Here is a 12,652-nt window from a genome sequence, read left to right as displayed (position 1 = left end):
ATTCAGGGCGGCATTTGCCGCCCGTTTGTGTTCGCTTGCGTCGGTTAGGGTCTCAGTCGCTTCCGCCGCCTTGGGGACAAGGGTTCGCCGGTTGCTTGGCGGCGTTCGGGAATTGACACACCCGGCAGCGTCACCGCTCGACGCACAGGCCGCGGGCAACGAGTCGCAAAGGCTGATGGCTGTTGCTGCCTCTGGCCTTAAACAGTCAATGCAGCTTCAGAGCCGGCCTTCGCTCGGGCGCTGTCTCCTTCCTGCTCGGCGCTGTCTTCGCCGACGCTTTATTGGCCGTCAGGGCCTTCCTGGAGGCGACCTTCTTGATCACCGGCTTCCTGTCGGCCGCAGCAGCGCCACCAATCAGAAATCGACTGCGGTCTTTCGCGCCTGAAATCCACGACGGCGCGCGCCCACGTCCACTCCACGTCGCGCCGGTTTTGGGGTCACGATAAAGCGCTGGCTGCGGGCCTCTGACATAGTTTCCGGCTTTCGCTGACTTTTTGGCGGCTGGAGCGGAGGACGTTGCCATACCTTCCACCGCAAACTTAGAACGGTCCTTAGCGGTGGCAATCCAGCCCGGCGCGCGGCCCTGACCCGACCATGTCGCGCCCGTCTTTCTGGTCACGGTATTTTGCGGCGGGAGCAGACGACTTCGCGGCAGCCTTGGCGCCCGGCTTAGGTCCGCGCTTTTTCCCGCCAGTTTGCGCATCGATGTCAGCGGTCGTGAGACCATGCTCTGCCATCAGGTTCTTAATCTTTTCGATGACTGCACTCGACTTCTTTTCAGCGAGCGCTTCAGCTTGCGCTTGAAGTTTCAAAATTTTTGATTGCAAGGATTCCAAGGTCGCCATTAGCGTCTCCGCAGTTGAGATGTCAAAACTGTGCCATGCGGATGAGCGCGTCGGCTAGTTGAACGCGAAGCTATGCAATTGCTCATGGCGATTGGTTGCCTGAGATGCCACGAGCTTCGACGAAGGTATCCAACTGGGATATGGCCCACGGTTATTGCATAATCGCCGCGGCCATCCGGCGCGCGTAGGAAAGCCGGGACTGAATATTGCGCCAGCATCCTCGAGGTTACGGCTGAAGCCTCGGTACCTGATACCAGCTATCAGAGTGCGTACATTGCTGAGAAAGCGAACCACTGCCCATTGTGCGCGGCCCCGTTGCGTTCCGACAAACATCCATTGTAGCTATGTATGAGCTCCCAGCAGATTCCAGAACCGCCCCCGCAACAGCCTCCGGCTGAGTCGGCAGAGGACGCCAGAAAGCGACTCGCGTCTGCTATCCAGGCCGCCGACATTGGCACATTTTACTGTCCCATACCCTTGCGCGAAATGGTCTGGAACGACAAGTGCAAGGAGCACTTCTGGCTGCCTTACGACGCCGAAGTGGACTTTGACCTCTTTTATGCCCGGTTGCACCCCGACGACCGGGAACGAACGCGCAAGGAAATCCTGGCGGCAGTGTTCGCGGACGTACCGTACGACGTTGAGTACCGAACTCTTTCACCGACCGGCGATATGCGCTGGATTCGCGCCAAGGGACGCACCACGTTCGACGCAAGTGGTAAGCCGACGCGCTTTGACGGTATTACCATCGATATTTCCTCGCAGAAACAGCTTGAGGCGCAGCGTGACCGCCTGCTTGAGCGCGAGCGCCTTCAGAAGGAAATGGCGCAAAACGCCTGCGACACGAAAGATACCTTTATCGCTTCAGTTTCACATGAACTGCGTGCGCCCCTGACGGCCGTCCTGGCGTGGATTGACCTCCTGGAGCGTCGGGCTATCGATGAAGAGTTTGTAAAACACGGCGTAAGCGTCATCCGTCGCAATATTGCTGCGCAAACCCGCCTAGTCGATGACCTTCTGGACGTTAGCCGAATTACGGCAGGTAAGATGGCTGTATTGACGGCCCCTATCAACGTTGCCGACGCAGCGCGCGCGGAACTCGATAATGTGACGCCCCTGGCCGAAAAAAAAGGGATAACTACCACGGACCTGCTGGGCATCGGCGCGTTCGTTCCGGGAGACGCAACGCGGCTTCGTCAGGTCTTCGCAAACCTTCTGAGTAACGCACTGAACTACACGCCAAGCGGCGGCAATATAACCGTGACGCTTCAGGAAGTCGACGGTTACGCCGAACTGTCAGTCACCGATACAGGAGAGGGAATTCCGAAGAATCTGCTCAATACCATCTTCGAACCGTTTGCCCAGGCCGACGGCAGTACCACCAGGAAGCACGGCGGTTTGGGACTAGGGCTGGCCATCGCGCGAAGCATCGTCGCCATGCACAACGGCAATGTTACAGCCTTCAGCGACGGTGTTGGCAGAGGAGCGAGATTCGCCGTTCGACTGCCCCTGCAAACGGTCCGCCACGCCACCGCTGCTGCTATGGCTCCTGCCGCCAGCAATGACGGAAGCCAAGCGCGACCGTCAGTGGCAGGGATGTCTGTACTTGTCGTCGATGATGACGAAGATACGCTGGACGCGTTCGCCATGCTGTTTGAACACGAGCAGGTTGCCGCGTATCGGGCGAACTCGGCTGCGAAGGCGCGCGAAGTTCTCTCGGAGCGGACGGTCGATGTGATTTTCTCCGACATCAGTATGCCAGGGGAGGACGGTCATCAATTTATGTCCGGCCTGCGGGCAACGGGTAATCGGACACCCGCGATTGCCGTCACGGCTTTTGTGCGGGCTGAAGACCGCGAACGCGCGCGCGCCGCGGGCTTTGACGAGCATGTTGGCAAACCGGTACCTCCGCAAAGGCTCGTCGAGTTGCTGACGAAACATCGGCATTAACTGCCGATGCTAGTCACAAGACCTAGGGACAATTAATCCTCAGTAAGCGCTCGGAGCGAGCCCATGGAAGCGACGCCACCTTCAAGTGCTTGTGGATTCGGTTAGCGAGTATGCAGTTTTCGGCTTGGCGGGCAAATCTTCTGGTCCATTGATGGAGCCTCGAATTGCCTGCACGGTCAACGTCGTCGTCAGCTGTGCGGTGTAGAACGCCACGTACACCATGCCGACAAACATCCAGAGGACTGCGAGCATCCGGCCGAGCCATCGACGCGGACTTTCTTCTCCATGCGTTAGCACGGTCGTAGCGGCCCAGTACATCGTACGGGGGATGCCGGGACAGTATTCTCCGCCGGAAATGGTGTCGTCCTTCTGCGCGCGTTGAAGCAACCATGTGAATTGTGGCAGAGGCTACGATGAGCACCAGCGCGACGCCGAGCCTGATGAGGCTCGTGCGCGAAAATAGCAATGCCAGCAACGTCCGCAACGAGGTCGTCGTCGCGTGTCGCCGGTATCCCGTACCATGATTTGGAACCCCACCTGCATGATCGGATACGAGAAATCGAATTCCTGATCACGCTCCGTGCTGTAAAACAGGTCGGATACGGCGATATCGGCGTTGCCGGAGCGCAAGGAGTCGAACAAAGCTTTGACGTCGGGCATCATCTGATAGCTCGTTTTGACGGCCATCCTCGCATCGATTTCGTGCCAGCAATCGATGCTGAACCCAGTCAGCGTCCCCCTTGCTGCATCACGGACAGCGGTAGAACGAACGTCGCCACACGTAGCGGTGGACCGGGAGGCTGCGCCCATGCCGCGGAAATCAAGATCAGCGCCAGCGATACCGTCGCGACGAGACGGCTAATGATGGCTGACATGTCTCCCCCTTGTTCGACGTCGTTCTCATCTTTCTGCAAGTACTTCGCTCGGTTATGCGACTGTCCCGCAGTAACCGGACAATCTCGTCGCTACGCAGTCCTGCAAAGAGCCATACGATGCTCAACGCCTGTAGCATCTCGAGCGGATAGTAGCCTCCGTTGCGAAGCATGGCGCCTGTGGCATTGCTATGTCCCTTCGGAGCACTGCCGTGACCAGGAAGATCGGCGATCGTTAGATTCAGGCCAGCCCAAAGGAGTTTCGCCCAGAGGTCATCGGCGATGGTCCGCGGTGCCGGTCCGATCAATGCCATGATCGAGCGCGGCGTCGCAAAGGCCCGAAACGGATCGAACCGTCGGGGGATCCACTCCCACTCCTGCAGGTCGGCAAAGAAGCGCCGCATTGAACCCAGGAAGTAGTTCTTCGATCGGGCCGATGCCGGTTTGCCAAGCTTTGGTTCAAGACCAGCGGTCCTCCAGACGTAATCGCCAACACTCATGCGCGCCACTGCGCCCACGTACTCTGCCGCTAATTCTCGGGTCCACTGGTCCGCGCGGGTGATCTCTGGATGCGTATCCTGCAGCCAACGGCCCGCCTTGAGCACCGTGTCGCGAAGATGCCTGCGACTGGATGCTGTCAACGTGCTGGTTGCCTCCCACCGCTCTACTGCGAGAACCCAATCCCCGGACAGGCCAGCGGTTCTCGCTCGATGAATACGTTCGCAGTCAACCCGGTTTCGGATCTTTGGTTCTGCAGAGATAATCCCGAGCGCTGCGAGTACGCGTAAGAGCTGGAAGTACAGTGAACTGCGATAGTTCGAGTCCTGCCAGCGTCTGCGGATCGATTCGATGAACTCGGTCGTCAGCAACTCAAGTTCGGGGCGCTGGTTGATGAGCAGGAGTTCTGCGACCAGACTCATCAACGGTTTGCAGGGACCATGATATCCCCACGCTGCCGAGATCTCGGTAACGCGCAGCAGCGTATCTGCGATTCGCTCCTTGCCGAAGACCTTGTCGGCCAGCGCGACCCGTTTTACCTCGCCCAGGCTGGGAATGTCGTGGAAACAGCGCAGCAGGTAGGCAACCGCCATCAATGCCTGGCGTTCACCGCCCGCACGGGGCGTCGGGCGGTGTGCGGTGAAGAACGCCTTTTGCGTGGTCCCCAGGACAGTTCGCCATACCGTCGCGTCCCACGCCCAGAACGTTGCCCTTTGCATCTCGCAATACTGAAGAAGCATCAGCCTTACACGATCGTTGTATAGACGCTTGCTGTCGACAACGGCGAGCGCGTCGTCGATTGGAGCGAGTAGACGTTCAAGACCGGACAGCCTGCTAAGGACCGCCTTTACCGTGCGTTCACTGGCCATAGCAAGAGGGAGCTCGAACCTCAACACCTTCTGCTCGGCAGCCGTCAGTTGGATTCTGCGATCATAGTCCGTGATCTGAATCGGCCACGTCCACAGACGGGCGTCAGGCTTCGGGGCGCGTGCAGCCTGGGATGAGTTCATCATCGTTACTCCGCATCGGCGACGCAAGCCAGGGCGTCGACACGCCACGCGTGGATCTGACGCACGGTCTTCGCGGACCGGTCGGCCAGATCGTGTCCCGACAAATGCACGTATTGCCTGGTCGTCTCCAGATTCTGGTGACCGGCGAACCGGGCAATCTCGTGCAGTTGCCAGCCCGAGCGGGCGAGATCGGTCAGACAGAGATGGCGCAGCGTATGGGTCGAGAACGCCGGAACATCGGCACGAAGCGCAATGGATCGGACTACCTTGGACCACGTCCATAGCGTGATGGGCGCGCCATGGTTGCGGGCCAATTCGGACAGGAACAGCGCGTGCCGATCGCCGGCAAGGACATGCCGGTGCCGAAGGTAGTCGCGCAGTAGTTCGCTGGAAGTTTGGGAATACGGCACGACACGCTCCCGGTGACCCTTGGTCGTCTCCGCTCGGATACGCAGCAGCCGGTGGGCGGGATCGAGATCGCTGCCACGAAGCTGGCACAGTTCCTCCCGACGAAGCGCCGCATCATAGGCAAACGCCAGCATGCACCGGTTACGTTTAGGTTCGTCGCGGACCACAGCCAGCAGAGCCGTCCACTGCGCCTCCGTTGGAATCCATGGCAGCTTGTGAAACTTCTGGATGAGGCTTCGTTCGCCGCGTGCGCCGAAGTGGCAGGATGCCGTATAGCGGCCGCGGCTTACCGGGTTGGTCCTGATGAGCCCCTCGTCAACCAGAAACTCGAACAGCAGCCGGACCGCGGTAAGACGCTGCTGCAACGTTGCGTTCGACAGGAAGCCGCCTGAGTCGATGCGTACCACATTCGCATTCGCTCGCCTTGGCTGGGTCCGCAGTTCGCCGACATACTGCGCGATGGTTTCGCGCGATATGCTGCGTAGATCGACGGCGTGGCCCTGAGCAAAGCGAAGGAAGCCCTCTATTGCGTACATGTAGGCCGCGATCGTATTCCTTGCCAGACCAAGCATCACGCAACTCTGTATCCATCGTCGAGCGTAAGAGTTCGAGGCGATTAGCGGATACCGTTCCCAGACCGGTTCGACGACAGCGCTGCTGGCAGCCATGATTTGCTCCTCTCGCGAGGGATGCCGCCCCGTCACCCCGACGATTCAGCACGAGCAGGTAAAAGCGGCATCGCCTTCGGCACGGGTTATCCACCAGGCCGCTCGCCTCTCGCTATAGAGAAGCGGGCGGCGGCCCCGTGGATAACCCTGCGTGATCTCGTTTCAGGCCCCCAGCGTGCCACACGAACAAAAAACGTTGGCCTACCGTAGCACGAATCCAATTCCAAATAACTTATAGCATGATTGCGCATCGCTCATAGCAGGCGTTGATGAGCTGGAAGAACAGGTTTCCGCCGTTCAGGCCAACAGGGAGATAGCCGATCTCGTCAACGATGAGCAGACTGTTGCGCGCAAGGAAGCGCACGCGCTGGGTAAGGTTGCCCTCACGCTCGGCTTTGACCATCGACGCGACGATCTCGGCAAGCGTACCGAAGTAGACGCTCTTGCCCGCACGTACAGCCTCAACGCCGAGGGCTATGCAGAGGTGCGATTTCCCAGTTCCAGGGGGGCCGAGGAAGTGCACGGCCTGGCGTCGTTCAATGAAGTCCAGTTGTGCCAGTGCCATGATGCGATCCCGGTCGAGGCCTGGCTGGAAGCTGAAGTCGTAGCCTGCCAGTGTCTTGATCGTGCCAAGCCGCGCGGTCTGCAATGCCATCTTAATGCGGCGGGTTTCCCGCGTCGTGAACTCTTCCCCCAGCAGCGTTTCGAGTACCTCCAGCATGGAGCTGTCGCCCTGTTCGAACCGCGCGAGTGTTGCGTCCAGAGCCTCGAGTGCACGGGGCATGCGCAGGCCGACCATGTACTGGCGAATCCGCTCAAGCGTTGATGCCGGCATGTTGTTCATGCTGACCTCCCCGCGCTTGCCAGACGTTGTGCTACCCGGTCATAAAATGACAGCGAGCGACGACTTACTACGGGCGATGGCGGCACAACATTGTGCGTAGGCGACTCATGCCGATGGTGCGAGCGTCGATGACCCGGCAGCAGCGAGGTTCGGCGTCTGCCTTCGAGTACTGGATGAACAGCCAGCAGTTCGCCATCCTCATAAATACGAACCTCATGCGCCAGACCGTGAACCTCCAGCGTGCGTCGACGCGTGCGGTCCGGCACGCTATAGTAGTTTCCACCGACGGACACGAGGCCCTCGTGGCTCACACGCCTCTCGAGCCGGTTTACCCCACTGAACAGCCCAGCAGGCAACGCCTGGAGGGAAGCGCGTTCCTCCTCGAAATGCTGGGCAACGACACGCTGCGTCGTGCCGTGCACGCGGACATTGGCCACCGTATCGAGCCATTCATGCAGTTGCCGGTTCAGGTCGCCGAGATTCTGGAAACGACGTGCAAGAAAGAAGTCCTGACGGACATAGCGGTACGGACGCTCAATCTTGCCCTTGGTCTTGGCGCGATACGCCTTGCAAGCACGTGGCGTAAAACTGTAGTGCTGGGCGAACGCAACCATCTTCGCGTTGTACACCACGTGTCGTTCGAGTTCCCCGAGCACAGCCGTCTTCATCCGGTCATAGAGAATTTCGTGCGGCACGCCACCGAGATGCGCGAACGCTTCCATGTGACAGCGCAGCACCGTCTGCAGATCCTGATGTTCGACGAACCGGCCCCAGAGATATCGGCTGTGTCCGAGCACGATCGAGAACAGCCAGATTGAGCGCCGCTGGCCGGGCGTCTCGTCGAAATCAACGTTGAAATGGGCGAAGTCCACCTGCGCCTGCTGACCGGCCGGCGTCTCAAAAAACGCACTTCAAAGCCGCGTTGACGCGGTGGCCGTACCTCGCGCACCAGCCCAACGCGGTGCGGCTGCCCGGATAGCCCATCGCCTTGATCTCCCGCAGCAAACGCTCGACACTCAGTTCCGGGAAGGCATGCACCCGCTCGGTCACATAACCGACGAACGGATCGATCACACAAGGCCGCGGCGCACGCGGGCCGTAACGAGGCGCCTGAACGCCATCCCTGATGTACTTGCGCACCGTCTTGCGATCCGTACCAAGTCGGGCGGCAATGGCCGAGACGCTCAGTCCCTGCCGATGCAGTTCCAAGATCGTCATCACATCTCCCAGATCAATCATCGACGTCCCCGTTAGCGTGGGCGAACGGAGCTATCGTCGGTGATCAGTCGATGAGGCGCGCGACTACGCCGCGCACCTCATCCTTGAACCAACTGGGGATTTTTACTTCGACGAATCTGGGGATTATTCATCCGACGGCGATAGTCTGTTCAACCACCCCCAGTGTCGCCGCCACCGCCGCCATGCTTTGCCCGGCCTTGACCAGTCGCACCGCTTCCATTTTGAACTCGAGCGTGTACTGCGCTCGCTTTGCCTTGCTCGTCATCGTTCTTCTTCTCCTTGCTTGAGTTTACCTGCTTAGCAAGGGATTCGTTTTCCGGGGGCAAGCTCATAAAGACATATCTAGCGAATGAGTTTTAACTTTCTATTACGCCCACTTTAGATGGAGGCGCGTGCCTTAGCTGGCCGTGTGTTGGACGCCAGTAGGTCGCGCCGGAGCATCCTTAATGTGTGTGATTCATAGACATCGGTTCAACTAGAATGAGCCGATGGATCGAGAAATTGCCGCGCGATTACGTTGGGTGCGCATGTATCAGGAGACCGGCAACGCCGGTCTCGTTTGCGCGCGGTGTGTCATCTCGCGACCGACACTGCGCAAGTGGCTACGCCGCTATGGGGAAGCTGGAGAAGAAGGACTCTGTTCTCAAAGCCGCCGCCCTCTCAACAGCCCTAACCGGAAGGTCACGCAGGCTGATCGCGCAACGATTCTTCGACTGCGCACCGAGCACAAGGGGGCACGTCGGATCCAGAATGAGTTGCGGCTGCACGAGCAAAGAGAACTGTCCCGCGCGACTATTCACAAGATTCTGTGCGAGGCCTTTATGAAGCCGTTGATTCGTTTCAGGCGGCCGGCCCAAGCGAAACGCTACAGCCGTCCGGTTCCGGGGGATCGGGTCCAGATGGACACGATGAAGATCGCGCGAGGCGTCTATCAGTACACGGCTGTCGACGACTGCTCTCGCTTTCGCGTGCTGGCTGTTTACCCGCGCAGAAATGCTCGTAATACGCTGCTTTTTCTTGGTCGCGTCATCGAGGAAATGCCGTTTCCGATCCAGCGTATCCAGACTGATCGCGGTGGTGAGTTTTTCGCCGAATCAGTGCAGCGACGTCTGATGGGTGAATACATCAAATTTCGACCGATCCCGCCGCGCTCGCCACACCTCAATGGCAAGGTTGAGCGTTCACAACTCACCGACCTGAATGAATTCTGGTTCCATCACGAACCGACCGACAACGAGATCGACCAGCGAATTGAGGAGTGGCAGTTTGACTACAACTGGCGTCGCCCTCACGGTTCGCTCGGCGGTAAGACTCCCATTGATCGCGTCGCCGAGTTGGGCGAAATCATACCCCTCGGGGAGGACGTGGAAAGCGCCTACGACAAACTGAAAGAGCGAATCCGGCACCGCGAATGGCGAGTTGACAAGATTCTTGCCGAACATCAACGGCGCATGTCAGAGCTCGTAGCCCCTACCGGAACTACGAACTCTGACATGCCAAGAAAACGGCCTTCAAAGAAGTGAAACCATGTCTGTGAATCGCACATATAATATCCTCGAAACGATTCCTGGTGAACAGGCATTCGGCAGCAAAGCCGAGTCTCGCTGCGCGTTATGGAAATGAACAGTCGGCTCCGGCTCACCCCACGCTTGGCACTCTATCGAATCGCGCTGGGCAACTGACGTCTCGCTGGCGAAGAACGAACCCGCTCGCGCGGTAGGGGGCTTCGGCCGGGCGCGGTGGTTAGTGAGGGGTCGCCTACTGTCGATTACGAGTGCGACAAACTTGAGAGTCTTGTTCAATAGCCAGCATCTGTCGAACCACAACCCTCATAAGATTCGATCACTATAGCGCCAAGGGTCACGCTCGCAGAGTTCGCAACAAACATCGAATAATGCTGATTGTGCCTACCGCTTGTGCAGCGGTGCATTCGGCGTCTTATCCGCTAGCAAACCGTCCGAGCGACGGTCGCAGTCGTCCCCATCCCAGACGACCACTGCCTAAACCTATTGCAAGCGGGTTTCAATCTTTCAATCCGGATGGAGACCTATCGTTTTACTTATGCGTTACCCTTTTTTAGCGCACTAGGGCTCACGAGCCCGATAGCAGTCTTTCGGGCGCACATGCTGCCCCACCTGCAAGCGCCGCTACCCGCGGCGCCTTGCCTTCCTCTCTTAAAAAGCGCATCCGGAGACCGCGTTCAGAACAGCGGGACCGCGCATATCCTTCGAGGGTGCGCGCACCGTGCCGCGGTCTCAAGCCGGGACGATCCGTCCGCTTGCATCAGTGCAATTTCTGTAAGTAAAGGGGTTTCTCATGTCAATCAAGTTTCTTCTCGCATCATCGATGGTAGCCGCGCTTTGTGTCGGCGGGGCGCATGCAGCGGAGACGATGAACCAGCAGGCTGCCGCGCCACAAGATGAAGACTCTGCGTCTCAGTCTGCTGGTTCTTCGAGCTACGGTGGCGTCGCCGGCCAGACGGCGTCGGGACCCATGTCCAGGGGCACGTCCGGCCAAGCCGCTGACTGCACGCCGAGGCCCTTCTGCGACATTTTCAAAGGAGGGAGCTAGTTCAGTGTACAAGCGCGGCGGACGCCCCCTGCTTCATCAGATGACGAGTCGTGAAAGATAGCTGATTTTCCGGCGAACGCGAAGCCGACGCCGCCCGCCGCGCTTCACCGGAAAGACTCTTTGCAGGTGAGCCCTTCCGCGCTGTGGCTGCCAGCCGCGCGTTGCCCCCTTTCAAGACCCTCACGAAGGAGGCCCGCGTGCGGCGTCAACAGATCTGGAGTCGGAATGGTAAACACTCTTGCCGCCCTGCTCGTATTCCAATGTCTCGGGGAGATAACTGCCTTCGCCTTGGACTTACCGGTGCCGGGCCCCGTTATTGGCATGCTCCTCTTACTTACTGGCTTGAGGATCTCACGGCCGCTCAGGCAGGCAGTTGAAGATACATCCCTCGCGCTCCTCAAGCATCTGTCTTTGCTATTCATTCCTGCGGGCGTAGGCATTGTGGTGTACGCCGACAGGGTTCACGCTGACCTCGCCGCGATCGCCGTGACTATCCTCGTCGGAACGGCGCTGACGGTGATCAGTACGGCGCTTACGGCTAAAGCATTATGTCGCATCGACCGACGCCAAATTCGTGTTCTGGAGGCGGGCGCGCTGAATTCTACAGCGGCAACCTCATCCAAGCCGCACGCCGCGCCTGACGCAGGAGAGCCGCGATGATTCATGCAAACCATCTCGTCCTGTTCTGGACTTATCTCGATCACGAGCCGTTGCTATGGCTAACGCTCACTGTCGTCTTTTACGTCATTGCACAATCTATGCATGAACGGCTTCGCAAGCATCCTTTGGTCAACCCGGTCCTGATATCAGTGGCATTCCTGATTGGTGTGGTTCGGTTGTCGCATGTTCAGTACGCCGACTATATGAAGGGGGCGCAATATGTTCATTTCCTGTTGGGCCCGGCAATCGTCGCTTTGGCGATTCCTCTTAACAAACAGCTGCCAAAGCTGCACGTACTGCTCTGGCCGCTCACCGGGGGACTGGTTGCGGGATGCCTGAGCGCGATCATCTCGACCGTGTTGCTTTCGCGAATGCTTGGAGCGAGCGCGCAAACCATTGCGTCGCTTGCTCCCCGAAGCGCTACAACCGGCATTGCGATAAGACTATCTGAACACATTGGTGGCGTGCCGTCACTGACAGCAGTGCTAGTCGTAATGACGGGCATCACTGGCGCCATACTGGGTGTTCCCGTGCTGAACGTATTGCGCGTCAATGATCCACAGATCGCTGGTCTCTCAATGGGCGTCGCGGGTCACGGCATTGGTACTGCGCGTGCGCTACAGATATGCGAAGAGGCTGGTGCAGTCGCGGGGCTCGGGATGTGTCTCAACGGCATCTTGACCGCTTTCGTTCTGCCGCCGCTTTTTTCCCTTCTTCTGCAGTGACGGCAGCAGCATGTGTTGGCGCCCACAATTGACGCAGCAGTTTCACAGAAGCGCTAGCAAGGAGGTGTCAGGATTTCGTGTGCTGAGGTCGGTTAGAAATCTCAGCTGATGGCGGAGGTGAATCGCTCGCCGAACAGAATGGCGAACTGATTGACTGCTTGCCGCCAGGTGATAGGTGGCATCTTCCAATCCTTTTCGATGTTGCGCAAGGCCAGATACAGCAGTTTGCTGGCCGCTTCGTCGCTTGGGAAGTGACCGCGGTTCTTGACGATCTTGCGAAGCTGCATGTGCATGCTTTCGATCGCGTTGGTAACCGGCATGATATAGCCGGTGCCTCACGGTCCCTCGCCGTGCAGTTCCGG

10 protein-coding genes and 4 pseudogenes are annotated in these 12,652 nt (G+C 58.8%); 4 read left to right on the top strand and 10 right to left on the bottom strand.

From position 1 onward, the window contains the following. Positions 1-205 precede the first annotated feature (205 nt). Both OH764_RS33505 and OH764_RS33500 read right to left on the bottom strand, forming a co-directional pair. The gene (locus OH764_RS33505; RefSeq protein WP_498851687.1) at positions 206-619 is read right to left on the bottom strand and encodes an H-NS family nucleoid-associated regulatory protein; all 414 of its coding nucleotides are present in this window, start codon (positions 617-619) and stop codon (positions 206-208) included. Continuing rightward, positions 552-845 carry an H-NS histone family protein gene (locus tag OH764_RS33500; protein ID WP_498851686.1) on the bottom strand — a complete coding sequence of 98 codons (294 nt, stop codon included), beginning with the start codon at positions 843-845 and terminating at the stop codon, positions 552-554. The genes OH764_RS33505 and OH764_RS33500 overlap by 68 nt, the downstream gene beginning before the upstream one ends. 348 nt (positions 846-1,193) lie before the next feature. Here OH764_RS33500 and OH764_RS33495 point away from each other — a divergent pair, with 348 nt between their 5' ends. Continuing rightward, the gene (locus OH764_RS33495) at positions 1,194-2,795 is read left to right on the top strand and encodes an ATP-binding response regulator (RefSeq protein ID WP_498851685.1); all 1,602 of its coding nucleotides are present in this window, start codon (positions 1,194-1,196) and stop codon (positions 2,793-2,795) included. A gap of 81 nt (positions 2,796-2,876) precedes the next feature. Here OH764_RS33495 and OH764_RS33490 read toward each other — a convergent pair whose 3' ends face one another. The 7 genes and pseudogenes from OH764_RS33490 to OH764_RS33460 all read right to left on the bottom strand — a co-directional run. Continuing rightward, positions 2,877-3,113 (bottom strand): ion channel, encoded by a 237-nt coding sequence (locus tag OH764_RS33490; protein ID WP_498851684.1) that lies wholly within the window; start codon positions 3,111-3,113, stop codon positions 2,877-2,879. A 90-nt stretch (positions 3,114-3,203) separates the two neighbouring features. Continuing rightward, complete coding sequence (locus OH764_RS33485) at positions 3,204-3,605, bottom strand: type 2 periplasmic-binding domain-containing protein (protein WP_498851683.1); 402 nt, start codon at positions 3,603-3,605, stop codon at positions 3,204-3,206. A 16-nt stretch (positions 3,606-3,621) separates the two neighbouring features. Further along, on the bottom strand, positions 3,622-5,178 hold the full coding sequence (locus OH764_RS33480; protein WP_498851682.1) for a hypothetical protein: 1,557 nt from the start codon (positions 5,176-5,178) through the stop codon (positions 3,622-3,624). Positions 5,179-5,180: 2 nt separating this feature from the next. Further along, a complete protein-coding gene (locus tag OH764_RS33475) occupies positions 5,181-6,251 on the bottom strand; it encodes a tyrosine-type recombinase/integrase (protein WP_498851681.1) in 1,071 nt (356 codons plus the stop codon). Positions 6,252-6,486: 235 nt separating this feature from the next. Continuing rightward, positions 6,487-7,095: pseudogene (locus OH764_RS33470) on the bottom strand (ATP-binding protein); the annotation flags it as partial. Beyond that, positions 7,092-8,334: pseudogene (gene istA, locus OH764_RS33465) on the bottom strand (IS21 family transposase). The pseudogenes istA and OH764_RS33470, both read right to left, overlap by 4 nt. A gap of 139 nt (positions 8,335-8,473) precedes the next feature. Further along, positions 8,474-8,599 (bottom strand): annotated as a pseudogene (locus tag OH764_RS33460) (helix-turn-helix domain-containing protein); the annotation flags it as partial. Between the two features lie 223 nt (positions 8,600-8,822). Here OH764_RS33460 and OH764_RS33455 point away from each other — a divergent pair. The 3 genes from OH764_RS33455 to OH764_RS33445 all read left to right on the top strand — a co-directional run bounded on the left by OH764_RS33455 (position 8,823) and on the right by OH764_RS33445 (position 12,290). Continuing rightward, the gene (locus OH764_RS33455; RefSeq protein ID WP_498851680.1) at positions 8,823-9,857 is read left to right on the top strand and encodes an IS481 family transposase; all 1,035 of its coding nucleotides are present in this window, start codon (positions 8,823-8,825) and stop codon (positions 9,855-9,857) included. Positions 9,858-11,130: 1,273 nt separating this feature from the next. Next, entirely contained in the window at positions 11,131-11,565 is a 435-nt protein-coding gene (locus OH764_RS33450; protein WP_498851679.1) for a CidA/LrgA family protein, read from the top strand. Next, positions 11,562-12,290 carry an LrgB family protein gene (locus OH764_RS33445; RefSeq protein WP_498851678.1) on the top strand — a complete coding sequence of 243 codons (729 nt, stop codon included), beginning with the start codon at positions 11,562-11,564 and terminating at the stop codon, positions 12,288-12,290. The genes OH764_RS33450 and OH764_RS33445 overlap by 4 nt, the downstream gene beginning before the upstream one ends. Before the next feature lie 101 nt (positions 12,291-12,391). Here the strand turns inward: OH764_RS33445 and OH764_RS33440 are convergent. Beyond that, positions 12,392-12,613 (bottom strand): annotated as a pseudogene (locus OH764_RS33440) (transposase); the annotation flags it as partial. Positions 12,614-12,652 lie beyond the last annotated feature (39 nt).

The sequence above is a fragment of the Burkholderia sp. M6-3 genome (assembly GCF_050858985.1).
Taxonomy (GTDB): domain Bacteria; phylum Pseudomonadota; class Gammaproteobacteria; order Burkholderiales; family Burkholderiaceae; genus Paraburkholderia; species Paraburkholderia caledonica.
The sequence above is the reverse complement of the archived record's forward strand: the minus strand, read 5'-3'. Positions and strand labels throughout refer to the sequence as shown.

Coding starts and splice junctions, on each gene's coding strand:
- OH764_RS33500 (WP_498851686.1), bottom strand. CDS start 845: ATGGCGACCTTGGAATCCTTGCAATCAAAAATTTTGAAACTTCAAGCG.
- OH764_RS33495 (WP_498851685.1), top strand. CDS start 1,194: ATGAGCTCCCAGCAGATTCCAGAACCGCCCCCGCAACAGCCTCCGGCT.
- OH764_RS33490 (WP_498851684.1), bottom strand. CDS start 3,113: ATGTACTGGGCCGCTACGACCGTGCTAACGCATGGAGAAGAAAGTCCG.
- OH764_RS33485 (WP_498851683.1), bottom strand. CDS start 3,605: ATGGGCGCAGCCTCCCGGTCCACCGCTACGTGTGGCGACGTTCGTTCT.
- OH764_RS33480 (WP_498851682.1), bottom strand. CDS start 5,178: ATGATGAACTCATCCCAGGCTGCACGCGCCCCGAAGCCTGACGCCCGT.
- OH764_RS33475 (WP_498851681.1), bottom strand. CDS start 6,251: ATGGCTGCCAGCAGCGCTGTCGTCGAACCGGTCTGGGAACGGTATCCG.
- OH764_RS33455 (WP_498851680.1), top strand. CDS start 8,823: ATGGATCGAGAAATTGCCGCGCGATTACGTTGGGTGCGCATGTATCAG.
- OH764_RS33450 (WP_498851679.1), top strand. CDS start 11,131: ATGGTAAACACTCTTGCCGCCCTGCTCGTATTCCAATGTCTCGGGGAG.
- OH764_RS33445 (WP_498851678.1), top strand. CDS start 11,562: ATGATTCATGCAAACCATCTCGTCCTGTTCTGGACTTATCTCGATCAC.